Genomic DNA, 16,532 nt, shown 5'->3' on the forward strand with positions numbered 1-16,532 from the left:
GATGAGTTCGGGCGAGCGGCGCGACGACGAGGAGGAGATATACGCGCTCCTCGACGACGACTACGCCCGCCGCATCCTCGTGGAGACGTACGAGGACGCCCGGTCGGCGGAGGCGCTGAGCGACGCCTGCGGCGCCTCCGAGTCGACCATCTACCGCCGTGTCGAGCGGCTCCGCGAGCGCGACCTGCTGGAGGGGGTCCAGCGGCTCGACCCCGGCGGCCACCACCACGAGGTGTACGCCGCCCGGCTCGAGCGGGTGACGGTCGAACTCACCGACGACGGGTTCGTCGTCGAGGTGGACCGGGCCGACGAGAACGCCGCCGACCGCTTCACGCGACTGTACGAGGAGCTCTCCGGATGATACCCCGAGCCACCGCCACGGCGCTCGCCGCGGCCGCCAGCGGCGGGACCGCGCAGGTGGACGTGGTCGGCGGCGCCGCGCCGACGGCGCTTGCGGCCATCGCCGTGTTCCTCGCCGCGGTCGTGCTGTCGGTGGTCGTCACCTACCGCTACGCCCGCGGCTACCTGCGGACGCGCCAGCGGCCCCTGCTGTTGCTCACGGTGGGGATGTTACTGCTCGCGCCCGCCCCGATGTTCCTCCGGCTCGCGCTCGGCAACGCCGCGGCCGTCTCCGCGGCCGAGCGGACGCTCGCCGTGACCGCCAGCAAACTGTGTGGCCTGCTCGTCATCCTCTCGGTGGTGCATCGCTCGTGACGCTCGAGACCGTCACCACGGCCGCGGCCGCGCTCACGGCGCTGGTGGGCGCGTACGTCACCTATCTCGCCTACCGGGGCTACCGCCGCAACGACAGCGAGACGATGCGGGCGCTCGCGGTCGGCGTCCTGCTCATCGCGGTCGTCCCGTATCTCGTCAGCGTCGTCGCCGCGCCGCTGGTAGGGCTAACCGACGCGCAGGCGCTTCTGGCGGTGACGCTGTCGCACACGCTCGGGCTGGTCGCCATCTACCGGTCGTTCGGCTGACTCGTTCTCCTACTTGAATCTTGGGGCCAGTCGCCGGCTCGGCAGTCGGCTGTCGGTTTATACGGGTATCGCCCTCCAAGCCGTAGTCGTGACGACGACCCACTCCCCGAGCGGTCCCGTCGACGCCCTCCGCGGGTTCCTCGGCGTGCCGCTCCGTGCACAGACGTACCGCAACCTCGCGTACCTCGCGCTGGCGTTCCCGCTGGGGCTCGTCTACTTCGTCGGGCTCTCGGTCGGCCTGTCGACCGGCATCGGTCTCACGGTCACGCTGGTCGGCCTCCCGCTGCTGCTGGTGACGGTTCTCGCGGCGGCGGCGGCGGCCGGCTTCGAGGCGCGGCTCGCGACCTGGCTCGTCGGCGTCGACGCGACGCCGCCGGCCGCGCTGGGCGACCTCGACGGCGCGTTCGAGAGCGTCGACGGGTTCATCGAGGCGACGAAGCGCCTGCTGACCGCGCCGACGACCTGGACGGGCGTGCTGCTCGTCGCGCTGAAGTTCGCGTTCGGCGTCGTGGCGTTCACGGCGCTCGTCTCGGCGACCGCCGTCGCCGGCACGTTGCTGGCGGCGCCGTTCCTGTACGACGCCGCGGGCATCAGCTACTCGGTCGGCCCGTACGCCATCGAGACGCTCGGTGCGGCGCTCGCGACCACCGGCCTCGGCGTGCTGGTGACGCTGGTGTCGCTCCACCTGCTCAACGGGCTGGCGAAGCTCGGCGGGTTCACCACCGCCGTCCTGCTGGGCGACGACCCGACCGAAAGCGAGACCACGCCCGACGGCGCGTGAGCCCGTCGTCCCCTCACCCACCATGTCACCTACCCCTGACCCCGCTGACGCATCCGACGACGACCGGACGCTCTCGCGACGCCGCCTGCTCGGGGCGGCCGCCGCGGTCGGCGCCACCGGTCTCGCCGGCTGTACCGGCACGTTCGTCCGTATCGAATCCGCCGAGACGACCGTCGAGCGCCGGTTCGACGCCGCCGACCTCGCCCGCCTCCGCGTCGCCGAGGCCGACGACGACGTGAGCGTCGAGCGAACCGACGGCGACGCCGTCGTCGTCCGGGCCCACAAGCGGGCCCGCGGCGAGACCGACCCCTCGGAGTTCGGGCTCCGGGCCGACGTCGACGGCGACACGCTCCGGGTCGGCACCCGGAAACCGACCGTCGTCGGCGTCGGCGGCGACAGTATCGACCTCGAACTCGAGGTGCCCGAGTCGGTGGCGGTCGACCGCGTCCACACCGACGACGGCTCGGTCGCGCTCCGGTCGGTCGGCGGCGACCCGACCGTCGAGAGCGGCGACGGCGACCTGGCAGTCTACGGGGCCACCGGCGCGATCACCGCGACCACCGACGACGGCGAGGTGGCCATCGAGGGTACGGCCGGCCCCGTCACGGCCCGCTCGGACGACGGCGACGTCGTGGTCCACGACCCCGGGTCGGTCCGCGAGGTCCGGTCGCACGACGGCGAGGTGGTCGCGTCGGTGCCGGCCGTCGACGGCTCGGCGGTCGTCGCCTCCGACGACGGCGACGTGACGGTCACGCTCGGCGACGCCCTCGACGCCGCCGTCGAGGTGACGACCGACGACGGCCGGGTGACGGTCGCCGGCGGTCTCGACGACGTTGAGGCGGCCGCCGAGAGCCGCGTCACCGGCACCGTCGGCGACGGCACGAACGACCTCCGAATCCACTCCGGCGACGGCGACGTGACGGTCACATCGCTGTAGCACCCGGGACACGACGTTTTTTGCCGACACGCCACCACGGGCGAGTCATGCCCACGCCAGCCGTCTCCGACCACCTCGAACCGGACGGTGCCGACTACCCAGACGGGGTGTACCGCGTCGTCGGCACCGACGAGGGTGGCGCCACCCTGTTGCGGGTCGCGGACGCGGCCGGCCGGCGCGTCCACACCGGCGACCTCGTCACCGTCGACGCCGCCGACCTCGACGGGTTCGCGCCCGCCGACGACCCCGACGGGAACCGACCGGTGGGCGCCGAATTGGAGGGCGGCCTCCGGAACGTCTACTGGTCGCTCCGGGCGTTCGTCCAGCAGTTGCTCGCCAACCCGGTGCCGACGGCGGTCGCGGTGGCGGTGCTCGTCGCCGGACAGTTCGGCGACCGCGTCGTCTCCGTCCCCGACACGGCGTCGGCCGCGCTCGTCGTCGTCGGCGCGCTCACGCTGGCGTACGTCGGGAGCGGCCGGCTCTCCTGACACTGTCGACGCCGCCCGGCGGGAGGGAACAATCGCCATCTCACTCTCCGGTAGCGATACGGTCCACGGTCTGCATCTCCGTGCATGGCGTCGGCAGATGTGGGGCGCGTGCTGCTTCTGGTCGCCGTCGTGGCGGCCGGGACGCTCGGCGTGGTCGCGTCGGCCGGTGCCGCGGCCGTGCCGGCCGACCCGGCGAACGACACCGTCGGCTGGGAAGACGGTCGCTGGCACAACGAGACCATCCCGCTCGACCAGTCGGACGGGCTGAACCGGACCGAGCGGCGGGCGTTCCTCGCCCGGTCGCTCGCCCGCATCGAGTTTCTGACCGACAGGGAGGTGCGCGTCGACACGAACCTGACGATACGGCCGGCGAGTCGCTACCCGTTCTGTGGCGACGGTCCCAACGCGACGGTGCGGGCGATGCGGAACGCGCGGTGGGAGGCGGCGTTCGTCGTCGGCCAGCGTCGCGACGTGACCGACCTGCGGGGCTGTGACCCGCCGCTGGCGTACCACGGCGGCCCGGAGCGTGGCGGCGTGGTCGTCCTCCCCGAAGACCCCGACACGTTCCGACTCGACGGCCGCGTCCTCGTCCACGAACTCGTCCACGCCGTCCAGCCCGAACCTATCAGCCCGTTCGACCGCCCGACGACGGACGGGTTGCAGGCCCGCGATGCCGTCGTCGAGGGACACGCCAACTACGTCACCCAGCAGTACGCGCGGCGGTGCGGCGACGAGTGGGTCTGCGAGCGTCACCCGGGGTCGGCGGAGTCGGCCGTCGGGCCGCGCGGCCGCGCGTTCCGTCTGGCCGGGATGTTCGGCTACGGCTACGGCCCGGCGTACGTCGCTCGCCTCACCGACCGCGAGGGTGCGGCGGCCGTCCGCGACCGGTTCGGGGCGCCGCCGTCGACCACCGAGCAGGTGATTCACGACACCGACGAGGCGCCCGTAGCGGTCCGCGTCGAGGCCACGCCCCGGGGTGGCTGGCGCCGCGTCGGTGCCGACCGTCTCGGCGAGGCCAGCGTGTACGCGACGTTCTGGTACGCGAGTCGCGCCCACGGCGCCGGCGTCGTCGACCCGGCGAGCGTCTACGGGTCGCCCGAGGCGCGGCGGTTCCTCGGCGGGAACCCGCTTGCCGCGATGGACGGGCCGTACGCGCGACTGAACTACAGCCACCCCGTCTCCGCGGGGTGGGGTGGCGACCGCTTCGTCGCGTACGCGAACGGGAACCGGAGCGGCTACGTCTGGGCCACCGCGTGGGACTCCGAGCGGGACGCCCGCGAGTTCCGGACGGCCTACCTGCGGGTGCTCCGCTCGCTGAACGCCACCCGGTCGGAGACGGGCGTCTGGACCGTGCCGGACGGCCCGTTCGCCGACGCGTTCCGGGTCGTCCGTGACGGCAGGCGCGTGGTCGTCGTCAACGGGCCGTCGACCAGGGCGCTGGCGGCGGTCCACCCGCCTGCGGCCCCGGCGGGCGTGACGGTCACTGGGACGCCGACGGCGTCGCCCGCCGCCGGAACGGCGACGCGACCGACCGACGGCACGGGGCCGACGCTCCCCGGTGTGGTCGCCGGCGGGGTCGTCCTCGCGGCAACGGTCGGGACGTGGCGCGTCCGCCGGGCGTGACGGCCCGGGTCAGTCCGCCCGCAACTCGACGGTGTCCGTCCGGTTCCACGTCCGCTCGTCGATGACGGCGGCCGTCGTCGCGCCGAACACGTAGAGGTGGTCGCCGGCGTAGCGGGCGCGCCGCGGTTCGACGACGCCGACTCGCTTGACGGTCGTGAGGTTCCGCTCCGAGAGCACGTAGCCGCCCTGCCGGGTCGGCAGGAACACCACGTCGTGGCGCGGGTCGCGGGTGAACGCGTGGTGGGTCCGCTCCACGGCGGAGTAGCGGGCGTCGAACACCCGCGAGTGGGCGACCCGCGGGTCCGTCGGGTCCGACACGTCGAACACGACGGCCTTCACGTGGCCGTCCTCCTCGCCGACGCCGAGCAGGCGGCCGTCGTCGAGCGGGTGGAGATACCGCGAGAAGCCGGGGAGCTTCAGTTTCCCCGTCTGCTCGGGGTCGGCGGGGTCCGAGAGGTCGATGACGTGGAGCGGGTCGACCTGCCGGTAGGTGATGACGTAGCCGGTGTCGCCGACGAACCGGACGCCGTACACGCGCTGGCCCTCGCTCATCCCGGTGACGGAGCCCTCGACGGAGAGGTCGTCCGTGTCGAGGACGTACACGTCGTTGGCGGACTCGACGCCCGGCCGCTCGCCGACGGTCGTCGCCACGCGCAGGTGACCGTCGTGGGCGCTGAAGGAGAACTGGTCGAGCACCCGCCCCGGGACGGTGCCCGTCGCCGCGGCCGAGAGACCGCCGTCGAGCGACAGGCGGACGACGTGGGTGCGGTCGAGGCTCCGGCGGTTGTCGCGCAGGTACGTCCGATAGCTGTCCGCGAGTTCTTCGGCGCGCTCTTCTCGCTCGTCGTCGGGCAGGCGGGCCCGCCAGCGTCGCAACGTCGCCTCGATTTCGGCCCGCTCGGCCGACGGCGAGAGGTCGTACGACCGGACCTCCCGCAGGCGTTCGACCGCCTGGTCGTCGAGCACCGTCGTCCCCTCGGACAGCAGGAACGCCATCCGGGTCTCGACGGGCGACGCCCGGTCGAGATACGTCACGTACAGCCCGTCGGTCGACATGTAGACGGTGGCGTCGGGGCCGCCGACGAACGCGAAGCGGTCACGGACCGCGCCGTCGTCGGCGTCGACCTGCACGGCGGTGTAGGCCACGTCGACCGGCACCGGCTCGCGGGGGTGGTGGACCGCCGTACACGGGACGGTCGTCCCCTCGAGCGGTTCGACCTCGCAGTCGTCGTCGAGCCGGTCGCCGGCGACGAGATACACCTGTCCGTCGTGGAGGCGGGCGGTGGTGATACGGCCGGTGACGTTGCGCGTCCAGACGAGTTCGGGCGCATCGGGGTTCGAGATGTCGTAGCCCGCGAGCTGGTCCTCGCCGAGGACGACCAGCCGGTCGCCGTCGACGAGCATCCGGCCCGAGCGGTCGATGTGGGCGGAGACAGACGCCGCGTCGGGGTCGGTGGCGTCGACGGCGACGGTCCGACCAGTGGGGTCGACGGGCTTCTCGTCGCCGGCGCGGACGCGGTGGTCGGGCATCGCGTAGTAGAACCGGCCGTCGACAGTCTTCAGCACGTCCGGCTCGTCGACGCCGTCGACCTGTACGTTCGTCTCGCCGTAGCGGGGGGCGTCGCCGCCCGAACTCTCGGGGACGGGTGCGGCGCTACTGGCCGCGGCCCCGCCGTCGCCGCCGGCCGTGAGCGCCACGTCGACTTCGGTCGCCGTCCCTCCCTGGAACCTGGCGCCGCCGAACCGGACGCGCCGGTGTGACTGCCGCTGGCCGCGCTGTCGGTACTCCTGGAACGCCGCGGTCGTCTCCGAGGTGACGAGCGCGAGCGAGTCGTTCGTCGCCGTTCGGTTCACGTTCGGCTCGGGGTCGCCGCCGTCGTCGGGCGCGATAAGCACCGCGCCGCCGACGCCCGCGACGACCAGCACGGCGACGACCGCCGGAACGAGATGCCGCATACCCGTGGCATCGGCACACACGGATAAGTCGACTCGCTAAGCACAAACGGCTGTTTGAAGTATCCGCCGCCGGGCGACCCCTCAGACCGTCCGAACGGCGTCGACCAGCGCCCCGTAGTCGGGTTCGGTCGTCGGGTCGTCGGCGACCCAGCGGTGGCGTACGACGCCGTCGGCGTCGAGCACGAACACCGCGCGGTTGGCGATGCCGTGGAGGCCGAGTTCCGGGATGTCCATCTCGAGGTCGTACGCCCGGATGACCGACCGGGCCGTGTCGCTCACGAGGTCGAACTCGATGTCGTGTCTCTCGCGGAACGCCCCCTGCGCGAACGGCGAGTCGGCGCTCACGCCGAACACCGTCGCGCCGGCGTCGCGGAACTCGTCGAGCCGCTCCTGGAGTGCGACCATCTCGTTCGTACAGGGCGGGGTGAACGCCCCGGGGAAGAACGCGAGGACGACGGGGCCGTCGCCGAGGTGGTCGTCGAGGTCGAACGGCTCGTGGTCGCTCGTGCCGCGCGTCGCTGTGAACGTCGGGGCGGTGTCGCCGTCGGTGAGCATCACCGTACGGTGGGGCCGCCGCGAGCGTAAGGGCGGTCACGAACGTGTTCGCCCGGCGCCCACGGCGGCCGCGACGTGCCCGGGGTCGTCCGTCGCCAGCGACAGCAGTACCGCCCCGCGGTGGGGGTCGACGATGACCTCGCGGGAGCGTCCCGCCGCTACTCCACGACGTACGACTGGTGGTCGCCCCGCGTGCGGGTGTCGACGAACCGGTGGCGGTCGACGCCGCCGACGGTGCCGGCAAAGGAGGGGTGGTCGGCGTCGGTGTCGTACACCGCGTTGCTCCCCCGGAAGCCGTGGTCGGCCAGCGTCGCCCGCACGTCGCGGGGGACCGACGCGCCCGCGTCGAGTTCGAGGACGACGAGTCGGTCGGTGAAGCTCTTGGCGTCCCACGCGTCGACCACGGCGTCGTGGTCGCGGAGACGCGCGAGGAGCGCGCCGCGGTCGGCCGACTCGACCATCAGTCGTCCGCCTCCTCGCCCCCGTCGGCGACGGCGGGCAGGCGGTTCCGGTCGAACCAGCGCCACTCGTGGGTCAGCAGGTCGTCCTCGGCGAGGTCCCACGGGTCGCCGTCGGTCACCTCGGGACCTTCGAGCCACGAGACGACCACGTTCCAGAGGAACAGCAGTTGGCCGAAGACGAGGACGTACACGCCGAGCGTGGCGAGCTGGTGGAGGTCGGTGAAGTAGGCGACGGGGCCGACCCCGACGTCGTAACTCGCGTACCGGCGCGGCATCCCGCCGTAGCCGAGCAGCACCATCGGGAAGAAGGTGAGGTTCGTCCCGACCATCGTGAGCCAGAAGTGCCACTTGCCGAGCGTCCGCTGGTACCACTTTCCGGTGACGAGCGGGAACCAGTAGTAGACGGCCGCGAACACGGCGAAGGCGATGCCACCCATGATTACGTAGTGGAAGTGAGCGATGACGTGGTAGGTGTCGTGTAACACCATGTCGACGGGGATGGCCGCCTCGAACACGCCGGTGATGCCGCCGACGATGAAGTTGGCGATGAAGCCGATACAGAACAGCATCGGCGTCCGCAACCGGAGGCGCCCGCCCCACATCGTCGTGATCCAGTTGAACGTCTTCACCGCCGAGGGGACGGCGATGGCGATGGAGACGGCCATGAACGACGCCCGAATCCGGGGGTCGATGCCCGTCGAGAACATGTGGTGGGCCCAGACGCCAAAGGAGAGGACGCCCAGCGCCAGCGTCGAGTAGACGACGAACTTGAACCCGAACAGTTTCCGCGCGGAGAACCGGGGGAGGATGTAACTGACGAGCCCCATCGGCGGGAGGACGAGGATGTACACCTCGGGGTGGCCGAAGAACCAGAACAGATGTTGCCAGAGGATGGGCGAGCCGCCCTCGACGGCGAAGAACGCCGTCCCGAAGTTGCGGTCGAGCAGCAGCATCACGAGCGCGCTCCCCAAAAGCGGGAACGCGAAGATGATCTGGCCGGACTGGACCAGCACCGTCCACGAGAACATGTCGAGGTTCGCCCAGGTGACGTCCTCGGCGCGTTCGGTGAAGATGGTGACGACGAAGTTGATGGCGCCCATCGTCGCGGAGACGCCCGTCAGGTGGAGGCCGAGTATCAGCAGGTCGACGCCGGGGTTCGACTGCTCGACGGCCAGCGGCGCGTACAGCGTCCATGCGGTCTGTGCGCCCTCGACGCCGACGCCGAGCGGTTTCAACAGCATTCCGCCCCAGATGAGGAGTGCGCCCGGCGGCAACAGCCAGAACGCGATGGCGTTCACCCGCGGGAACGCCATGTCGTCGGCGCCGATGAGCAGGGGAATCAGGTAGTTCGACAGCGCCGCGAGGATGGGCGTTCCGAACAGGAACAGCATCGTGACCCCGTGGGTGGTCATGAGTGCGTTGTAGAACCCGGGGTCGACGAGGTCAGACGGCGGCGTCGCTAGCTCCGTCCGCATCACCGTGACGGCGATGCCGCCCCACGCGAACGAGAACAGCGCGAACGCGCCGTACATCAGCCCGATGTCCTTGTGGTCGACGGTGGTGAGCCAGCGGGTGAGCCCGGACGGTTTCTCCGTCGTCCCGTGGGCGTCGCCGGTCGCCCCGCCGACGGCGGGCGTGTAGGAGCGCCACGCGCCGACGCGGCGGAGCCACGCCCCGACGAGCAGTAACCCGGCGCCCGTCACCGCTGTGAGCGTGAGTTGTCCCGTGCCGAGTGCCATGTGGCGGCCGCTTCTCGGGGTTCGCTCAAGGGGATTGTCGGGAACATGTTCACGCGCCCGCCGCGTCGGATGGAGTCGTCGCCACCCACGACACCGCGGAGGCGGCGGGGTTAGACGGGCGGGGCCGCCCGCGGGTGAGCTACACCGCGTACGTCGACGCCAGCCCCAGCAGGAAGCCGACGCCGACGACGATGCCGACGCTGATGGCGGCCTCCCGCTTCGAGACGTCGCGGGCGGCGGCGACGGCGTGCGTCCAGACCCACGCCGACCACAGCGTCATCAGCAGGCCGACGCCCCGGCCGACAAGCCCCAGGGTGCTGGTGGCGACATCGCGGGCGAACTGCTGGGCGCCCGTCGGGTCGCTGAAGCCGGATTCGGGCACCAGGAGAAACAGGACCACCGCGCTGACGAGACTGGCGACGACCCGCGGGGCGAACCCCCAGCCGACCAGCGTGAACAGGTCGCGGAACTCGCCGCTGGCGTTGAACAGCGCCGAGAGGCCGTAGAACAACAGCGCGTACACCAGCCAGACGACGAACGGGCCGACCAGTCCGGTGACGGCGCCGACCGCGAGGCCGACGAACACGAACGGCTGTGCCTCGCTGGGGACGGTGCCGAGGATGGCCGAGAACACCGGAATCGAACTCGCGAGGCCGACGAGCGCGACGGCGGCCACGACGACGACCGGGCCGCGAAGCGACGGCTCCTCGGCTTCCCTCGGGAAGAACGATGCTGGGTCGGTCAGCGCCGCACGGAGGGCGGACAGCATGGTCGGCGGCTCGTGCGGAAATATCAAGTAACTGTCGATAGGCCGCGGGAGCGGCTCTGTGGCCGACGAGTCGCGAGCGGTGCGTCCGTCCCAGCGACGGACCCGGGGGACCGCTCGGCGGTCGTCGTCGCCGCATGGGCCGGGTGCATCCCCCTGTGACCCCGCAGTCGGCGATTGCGCGGCGGGGACATCAGGGCACCGGGTGCCCGGCGTGCACGGTCTGCACGCTACAGCGGGTCGGCGGCCTCGCGGTAGTCGCGGTAGGTCGATTCGGCCCACGCGTACACTTCGGGGTCGGTGCTCTCGACGAGCGCCTCCGGCGTGTCGTCCGCGGAGACGACGCCGAACGCCACCCGGTCGTCCAGGAGCGTGAGCAGGAACGGGAACTCGCCGTCGTACACGTACACGTCGACGGCGTCGCGGGTCGCCTCGAACGCGTCGCCGTAGTCGGAGCTGTCGGTCAGCGACGCGACGAGGTCGGCGGTCAACACGAGTTCGTGGTCGGTGTCGCCGGCGTCGGCGCGAGCGACCACCTGCTCGGCCGAGTTGCGGGCGACGACCGACGAGAGTTCCCGGACCGTCTCGGAGTCAGCGCGTATCTCGGTGACGCGCTCGATGGGGGCAAGCGGCTCCATCGCGGTGGCGGTTGTGACCTCGGCGTCCGCGAGGTCGGCCGGCGAGAGGTCGAACGCCCCGGCGGGGACTCGTCCGAGAAGCGGCGCGAGGCGGGCGGCCGTCTCGAACGACTCGCGGGCCTCGGCGAACGTCGCGGCGGCGTGGCGGCCCAGCGGCGTCAGCCGGTAGCTCCCGTTCCCGTCGAGCACCCACCCGAACTCGACCATGCGGTCGAGGCTCCGCGACACCGTCGACCGTGAGGCGTCGACCCGCTCGCGCAACTCGCGGCGAGTGGTCGCACCTTCCTCGAGCGCCTGCAACACCGCCGGTCGCGTCTCCGACCTGGCGAGGAAACGTAACCCCTCCATCCGTCCGACCGGAGCGCGGCGGGGGTAAAGAGTGTCACGTTGGCCGGCAGGTTTCTCCGGGAGGGCGGCCGCACGTCCGCCGACCGGCCGCGAGACTGGCAAACGCCGCGGGCGGGGGAACGCTTTAGCGCGCTGGCCCACCACGAACGCGCATGACGATGACGGACGCCGACGACCGGGTCGAACTCGTCGCCAAGCGGGTGGCGTTCGTCGAGGCGCTGGCCGACGGACCGCGCCACAAGCCGGCGCTGGTCGAGGAGTTGGGCCACTCGCGGTCGACCGTCGACCGGGCGGTCCGGCGGCTGGTCGACGCCGGGTTGGTCGAACGGACCGACGAGGGGTTCCGGGCGACGCTCGCGGGCCGACTCGCCGCCGAGCGTTACCGCGCGTTCCTCGCGGAGGCGAGCGCCGTCGTCGACGCGACGGCGTTTCTCGGCTCGCTCCCGCCCGACTGCGAGTTGCCGCTCGACGCCGTGCGGCAGAGCCGCGTGGAGGCGTTCGAGACGCCGGCCCGCGCGTTCGAGGCGACGGTCGAGCCGTTGCGGACGGCCGACCGCTACGTCGCCGTCCTCCCCCGACTGGACGACTCGCGGCTCCTGCGGCTCTGTCACGCCCGGGTCCGCGAAGGGATGGCCGCCGAACTGCTGGTCGCGCCCGCGGTGCTGGAGCGGCTCCGCACCGAGTTCCCGCGGCTGGCCGCAGACCTGGCGACGAGCGACGGCGTCACCGTCCGCCGGGTCGACGACCCACGGCCGTACGCGCTCCTGCTTGCACACGGCTCCGAGCCGACGGTGTCGCTGACGCCCGCCGCGGCCGGGGCGACCGAACTCCTGACGGCGACGGACGGTCCCGCCGTCGAGTGGGCCGAGTCGACGCTGGCGTCGCTCCGGGCCGACGCGACGGACGTGACCGCCGAGGTGGCGGGGCTGGTCGAGGAACTCGACGACACCCTGCTCGGGCGCCACGAGACGCGCGGTCCGGCGGGGCTGGCGGCGGTGGGCGTCGACCGTCTCGACGCGGCCGCCGTCTCCGGTCGGACGCCGAACGACCCGGCGACGGGGTGGCGGGTCGGGTTCGACCTCGTCGACGTCTACTACGGGGTGCCGTTCGAGCGTCACGACCCCGACGCCGACAGCGATGGGACCGACACGCCGCGGGCGGTCGACCGGCTCGTCGAGACGCTCGCGGACGGTGGCCCGGTGGCCGTCGTCGGCCCCTCGGGGTCGGGCAAGAGCACGCTCTGTCGGCAGGTGGCGTGCCGGTGGGTCGCCGCCGAGCGCGGCCCGGTGTTCCACCGGGCGACGCCGACGGAGACGCCGTTCGACCGGTCCGAGCCGTTGACCGACGCCCTCGACGAGAGCGACGGGCACGCCCTCGTCGTCGTCGAGGACGCGGGCGACGAGGCGACCGCCGAACGGCTGGCCGCGGTGCTGGAGCGGGCCCGCGACGACCCGTCGGTGAGCGTTCTGCTCGAATCGGCGGCGACCGACTGGCCCCCCTCGCCCTCGGACCCTCGCGGGGAGACGCTGTTCCGGGGCGCGGCGACGTACCGCCTCGGGCCGCTGTCGGCCGCCGAATGTGCCGACGCGGTGGCCGCCTTCGAGGCGGCGACCGGCCGCGAGGTGCCGCTGTCGGCGGAGTCGCTCCACGCGCGGCTACGGGACGGCGACGGCCCCGGCGACTGCCACCTGCTCGGCTACCTGCTGGCGGCCCACACGACGCCAGCGCCGTGGACGGACGCGGCCGCCGAGCCGACCGGGCTCGACGCCGACGCCCGCGCGGCCTACGAACTCGTCGCGCCGGAGGGGCCCGACGACGACACGACGGCGCTGTCGGTCGGCCTGCTGGCCGCCGTGCTGGCGGCGGCCGAACAGCCGGTGACGCCGGCCGCGCTCCACGCGGTGGCGGCCGTCCGCCCGGACGACGAACGGACCCGCGCTCACCGCCGGGTCGACGCCGCGGTCGACGACCTTCGGGGCGTGCTCCTGTTCGACCGCACCGACGACCCGGCGTTCCGCACCCAGCACCCCTACTGGGCGGTCCGCTTCCTGGAGGCGGCGCTGACCGACCGCGAGCGGACGGCCGTCGACGCGTTCGAGCGGGCGCTGTCGGCGCTGTTCGCCGCCACCGGGGAGCCGGCGGTCCGCGAGCGGGTGGCGTCGTGGCTCGGGCGCCGCCCGGCGTTCGACCGCTACGACGGCGACGCGCTCGTCGCGGACACGTTCGGGGTCGTGCGCTGTTACACGTCGCTGGTGCCGCTGTTCGGGACGAGCGACCTGTCGGGGGTCGCGCTCCCGGACGACTGCTCGCCGGCGACGCGGCTCGAGGCCCGCGGTGCCCGGCTGTACGGCTGGTACAAGCACGGCCACCTCGACCGCGCCTCGGCGGAGGCGGAGGCGCTACTCGCGGCCGTCGAGTCGGCCGACGTCGGCGGGGAGACGGCCGCCCGGTTCACGGTTCAGGCCCGGCGCCGACTCGCGGACGTGGCCGACGACCGCGGCGACCCGGAGGATGCCCGCGAGCATCTGCGGGCCGGCCTCGACGTGGCTCGCGAGGCCGAGGACCGACGGGCGGAGACTCGGCTTCTCACCTCGCTCGGGATGGTGGAACTGCACGCCGACCACTACGACGCCGCACAGCGGCGCCTCGCGGAGGCCGAGGCCGTCGGCGAACCGCTGGGGGCCTGCCCGGAGCGGTCCGAGACGCTGTACTATCTCGGTCGGCTCCACCGGAAGCGGGGGGCCTACGACGCCGCCGAGACCGCCCTGCGGGAGTCGCTGGATATCGACCGGGCCTGCGAGGCGCCGCCCTCGGACGAGGCGGCGACGCTGAACGCCCTGGGGACCGTCGCGGCCGACCGCGGCGCGTTCGACCGCGCGGAGTCGTACTACCGGCAGGCGCTCGAACTCCAGCGGGAGACGGACAACCGCCGCGGGGTGGCGGCGACGCTGGTCAACCTCGGCGACCTCGCGCTGGAACACGACGACGCCGACGGCGCCGAACCCTGCTTCGAGGAGGCGCTCGACGTCGCCGCCGACATCGAGGCGGCGGTCATCCACGGCGCGGCACTCGGTGGACTGGGACGGGTCGCGGCGGCCCGCGGCGACCTCGACCGCGCCGAGCAGTACCACCGCGAGCGCAAGACGGTGGCCGACGCCCCCCGGTCGCGGGCGGTGGCGACCGAGCGGCTCGGCAACGTCGCCCGCAAGCGGGGCGACCTCGAGACGGCCTGCGACCGCTACGAGGCGGCCTTCGAGACGCTCACCGAGGTGGGGGCCGTCGACCGCGCGGTCCAGGTCGCGCTCCGGTTGGTCGAGGTCTGCGAGGACGGCGGGGACCGCGAGACGGCCCGGTCGTGGGCCGACCGGGCCCGCGAACTGGCGGCCGACGCCGACCTCCCCGAGCGCCGGGCGGAGGCGGTCGCGTGGAACGAGCGGCTCGCGTCGGACTGACACCCCCTGTCAGTCGGTGAACCCCTGTCTCAAGAGGTGACGTAATGCCGGTTCGGCCGTCCCCTCCCCGTGCGGCGACCCGTTCGCCGTAGCTCCGTCCCGCGTGGCCCGGCCGGGGGCTGGCTCCGTGGGACATCGCCGGATGCCCGACCGTGGGGGGACGGGCGTCCCGGCGTTCTGGGGGTGGGGATGTGCCCGACTTCGACGCCGTCACCGGGGCGGTGCTCCCCGCGTTTGCTGATTGTTACCGTACCACTCAGTCAGCCGTCCCGTTCGCGTCGGGCCGTGGATACGAGGGGAGAAGCCTATTGGTGTGGTGGGTACTAGCACGGGTATGAGCTCGGACTCCGACGGCCCGACCGACGCGGGCCAGTCCGCCGACGGCGAGGCGCCGCTGGTGCCGTACCCGCCGAACGTCGGCCACCCGTCGCTCCACGTCCTCCGGCAGATGCGGGACCCGCTGGCGTTCTCCGAGGAACTGTTCGCCACCCGCGACGTGGCCCGCTTCTACCTCGCCGGGATGGGCGACATCTACGCGGTCGCCCACCCCGATTTCCTGAAGCGCGTCCTGCTGACCGAGCGCGACCGCTTCCGGAAGACCGACGACTTCCGCATCGCGTTCGGCGAGGGCCTCCTCACGGTGGAGGGCGAGGAGTGGCGCAACCAGCGCGACGTACTCCAGCCGCTGTTTACGCGTGACGCGGTCACCGGCTACGCCGACGGGATGGTCGAGCAGATACGCCGCCGGAGCGACCGCTGGCACGACGGCCAGCGGTTCGACCTCCAGGCGGAGTTGACGGACATGACGCTCGACGTGCTGTTCGCGACCGTCCTGGGGCGGGAACTCGCTCTGGACGGCGACGAGTCCATCCGCGAGGCCGCCGAACATCTCCACGACTGGTTTCTCCCCACTTCCTACTTCCTGCCGAACTGGATGCCCTCGCCCGCCCGCCGCCGGTTCGGGAGCGCCAAGGAGACGCTCGAAGCGGAGGCCCAGCGCCTGCTCGAGGAGAAGGCCGGCGACGCCCCCACCGACCCGGGCGAGGCCGAGGACCTGCTGTCGCTTCTGGTCGGCCTGCGGGAGGCGGGCGTCACCGACACCGGCATGCTGACCGACGAGCGCCTTCGTGACCAGATGGTGACCATCATCTTCGCGGGCCATGACACCACCACCACGTCGCTGACGTTCGCGTTCTGGGCGCTCGCGAACCACCCGGAGGCCCGCGAGAAGTTCCACGCCGAGGTGGACGCCCTCGACGGCCCGCCGACGATGGCCGACGTCGACGAGTTGACGTACACCGACAAACTGCTGACGGAGACGCTCCGGCTGTTCCCGCCCGTCTACTCGCTCCCGCGAGAGGCGGCCGAGGACGTGACGTTCGACGGCTACCGCGTCCCCGGGGGCGAGCGGCTGATGCTCCCGCTTCGCATCGTCCAGCGGGACCCCCGGTTCTTCGAGGACCCCGAGACGTTCCGCCCGGAGCGGTGGAGCAAGCAGTTCCGTCAGGAACTCCACGACTTCGCGTACGCGCCGTTCGGCGGCGGCCCGCGCATCTGCATCGGCCGCCAGTTCGCCCTGCTGGAGGCGAAACTCGCCTTGGCGACCATCGGCCGCGAGTACGACCTCTACTGGCTCGGCGAGAACGACGCCGACGGCGAACCGCCCGTCTCCCCCGAGATGACCACCCGCATGGAGCCGGGCCAGGAGTTCCTCGTCAGCGAGCGGTAACCGCCGTTCACGCCGCTGTTCGCACCGCCGTTCGTTCGTTTCTATTCACACTTACTATATTGTAATAAACGCTCCTCGC

15 protein-coding genes are annotated in these 16,532 nt (G+C 72.5%); 9 read left to right on the forward strand and 6 right to left on the reverse strand.

Annotation, left to right across the window (positions count from 1 at the left end; genetic code table 11):
- Nucleotide 1: 1 nt before the first annotated feature.
- The 7 genes from NL112_RS09345 to NL112_RS09375 all read left to right on the forward strand — a co-directional run bounded on the left by NL112_RS09345 (nt 2) and on the right by NL112_RS09375 (nt 4,809).
- A complete protein-coding gene (locus NL112_RS09345) occupies nt 2–361 on the forward strand; it encodes a helix-turn-helix domain-containing protein (protein ID WP_255152491.1) in 360 nt (119 codons plus the stop codon).
- The gene (locus NL112_RS09350) at nt 358–714 is read left to right on the forward strand and encodes a hypothetical protein (RefSeq protein WP_255152492.1); all 357 of its coding nucleotides are present in this window, start codon (nt 358–360) and stop codon (nt 712–714) included. Before NL112_RS09345 ends, NL112_RS09350 begins: the two co-directional genes overlap by 4 nt.
- Nucleotides 711–980 (forward strand): DUF7521 family protein, encoded by a 270-nt coding sequence (locus tag NL112_RS09355; protein WP_255152493.1) that lies wholly within the window; start codon nt 711–713, stop codon nt 978–980. Before NL112_RS09350 ends, NL112_RS09355 begins: the two co-directional genes overlap by 4 nt.
- An 88-nt stretch (nt 981–1,068) precedes the next feature.
- Nucleotides 1,069–1,761, forward strand: a complete 693-nt coding sequence (locus NL112_RS09360) for a sensor domain-containing protein (protein WP_255152494.1) — start codon at nt 1,069–1,071, stop codon at nt 1,759–1,761.
- Nucleotides 1,762–1,783: 22 nt separating this feature from the next.
- Nucleotides 1,784–2,698: a DUF4097 family beta strand repeat-containing protein gene (locus NL112_RS09365; protein WP_255152495.1), complete on the forward strand. Its 915-nt coding sequence runs from the start codon at nt 1,784–1,786 to the stop codon at nt 2,696–2,698.
- 47 nt (nt 2,699–2,745) lie between these two features.
- Nucleotides 2,746–3,186, forward strand: a complete 441-nt coding sequence (locus NL112_RS09370) for a hypothetical protein (RefSeq protein WP_255152496.1) — start codon at nt 2,746–2,748, stop codon at nt 3,184–3,186.
- 84 nt (nt 3,187–3,270) lie between these two features.
- Nucleotides 3,271–4,809, forward strand: a complete 1,539-nt coding sequence (locus NL112_RS09375; protein WP_255152498.1) for an Hvo_1808 family surface protein — start codon at nt 3,271–3,273, stop codon at nt 4,807–4,809.
- A gap of 9 nt (nt 4,810–4,818) precedes the next feature.
- On the opposite strand, the gene NL112_RS09380 is transcribed toward NL112_RS09375, so the two are convergent.
- From NL112_RS09380 to NL112_RS09405, 6 genes are all read right to left on the reverse strand, one after another.
- Nucleotides 4,819–6,765, reverse strand: coding sequence for a beta-propeller domain-containing protein (locus NL112_RS09380; RefSeq protein WP_255152500.1), 1,947 nt, complete (start codon nt 6,763–6,765; stop codon nt 4,819–4,821).
- A gap of 81 nt (nt 6,766–6,846) precedes the next feature.
- A complete protein-coding gene (locus NL112_RS09385) occupies nt 6,847–7,320 on the reverse strand; it encodes a redoxin domain-containing protein (protein ID WP_255152502.1) in 474 nt (157 codons plus the stop codon).
- Nucleotides 7,321–7,478: 158 nt separating this feature from the next.
- Nucleotides 7,479–7,781, reverse strand: coding sequence for a hypothetical protein (locus NL112_RS09390; RefSeq protein WP_255152504.1), 303 nt, complete (start codon nt 7,779–7,781; stop codon nt 7,479–7,481).
- On the reverse strand, nt 7,781–9,520 hold the full coding sequence (locus NL112_RS09395; protein WP_255152506.1) for a cbb3-type cytochrome c oxidase subunit I: 1,740 nt from the start codon (nt 9,518–9,520) through the stop codon (nt 7,781–7,783). Before NL112_RS09395 ends, NL112_RS09390 begins: the two co-directional genes overlap by 1 nt.
- Nucleotides 9,521–9,659: 139 nt before the next feature.
- Nucleotides 9,660–10,289: a Yip1 family protein gene (locus NL112_RS09400; RefSeq protein ID WP_255152508.1), complete on the reverse strand. Its 630-nt coding sequence runs from the start codon at nt 10,287–10,289 to the stop codon at nt 9,660–9,662.
- 227 nt (nt 10,290–10,516) lie between these two features.
- The gene (locus tag NL112_RS09405; protein WP_255152509.1) at nt 10,517–11,272 is read right to left on the reverse strand and encodes a helix-turn-helix transcriptional regulator; all 756 of its coding nucleotides are present in this window, start codon (nt 11,270–11,272) and stop codon (nt 10,517–10,519) included.
- 152 nt (nt 11,273–11,424) lie between these two features.
- Here NL112_RS09405 and NL112_RS09410 point away from each other — a divergent pair, with 152 nt between their 5' ends.
- Both NL112_RS09410 and NL112_RS09415 read left to right on the forward strand, forming a co-directional pair.
- Nucleotides 11,425–14,724 carry a tetratricopeptide repeat protein gene (locus tag NL112_RS09410; protein ID WP_255152510.1) on the forward strand — a complete coding sequence of 1,100 codons (3,300 nt, stop codon included), beginning with the start codon at nt 11,425–11,427 and terminating at the stop codon, nt 14,722–14,724.
- Between the two features lie 334 nt (nt 14,725–15,058).
- On the forward strand, nt 15,059–16,453 hold the full coding sequence (locus NL112_RS09415; protein ID WP_255152511.1) for a cytochrome P450: 1,395 nt from the start codon (nt 15,059–15,061) through the stop codon (nt 16,451–16,453).
- Nucleotides 16,454–16,532 lie beyond the last annotated feature (79 nt).

It is taken from the genome of Halorarius halobius (assembly GCF_024298865.1).
Classification (GTDB): domain Archaea; phylum Halobacteriota; class Halobacteria; order Halobacteriales; family Haloarculaceae; genus Halorarius; species Halorarius halobius.

Bases quoted from the DNA above. Each gene is read 5' to 3' on its own strand.
- NL112_RS09345 (WP_255152491.1), top strand. From the start codon at position 2: ATGAGTTCGGGCGAGCGGCGCGACGACGAGGAGGAGATATACGCGCTC.
- NL112_RS09350 (WP_255152492.1), top strand. From the start codon at position 358: ATGATACCCCGAGCCACCGCCACGGCGCTCGCCGCGGCCGCCAGCGGC.
- NL112_RS09365 (WP_255152495.1), top strand. From the start codon at position 1,784: ATGTCACCTACCCCTGACCCCGCTGACGCATCCGACGACGACCGGACG.
- NL112_RS09370 (WP_255152496.1), top strand. From the start codon at position 2,746: ATGCCCACGCCAGCCGTCTCCGACCACCTCGAACCGGACGGTGCCGAC.
- NL112_RS09375 (WP_255152498.1), top strand. From the start codon at position 3,271: ATGGCGTCGGCAGATGTGGGGCGCGTGCTGCTTCTGGTCGCCGTCGTG.
- NL112_RS09380 (WP_255152500.1), bottom strand. From the start codon at position 6,765: ATGCGGCATCTCGTTCCGGCGGTCGTCGCCGTGCTGGTCGTCGCGGGC.
- NL112_RS09385 (WP_255152502.1), bottom strand. From the start codon at position 7,320: ATGCTCACCGACGGCGACACCGCCCCGACGTTCACAGCGACGCGCGGC.
- NL112_RS09390 (WP_255152504.1), bottom strand. From the start codon at position 7,781: ATGGTCGAGTCGGCCGACCGCGGCGCGCTCCTCGCGCGTCTCCGCGAC.
- NL112_RS09395 (WP_255152506.1), bottom strand. From the start codon at position 9,520: ATGGCACTCGGCACGGGACAACTCACGCTCACAGCGGTGACGGGCGCC.
- NL112_RS09400 (WP_255152508.1), bottom strand. From the start codon at position 10,289: ATGCTGTCCGCCCTCCGTGCGGCGCTGACCGACCCAGCATCGTTCTTC.
- NL112_RS09405 (WP_255152509.1), bottom strand. From the start codon at position 11,272: ATGGAGGGGTTACGTTTCCTCGCCAGGTCGGAGACGCGACCGGCGGTG.
- NL112_RS09410 (WP_255152510.1), top strand. From the start codon at position 11,425: ATGACGATGACGGACGCCGACGACCGGGTCGAACTCGTCGCCAAGCGG.
- NL112_RS09415 (WP_255152511.1), top strand. From the start codon at position 15,059: ATGAGCTCGGACTCCGACGGCCCGACCGACGCGGGCCAGTCCGCCGAC.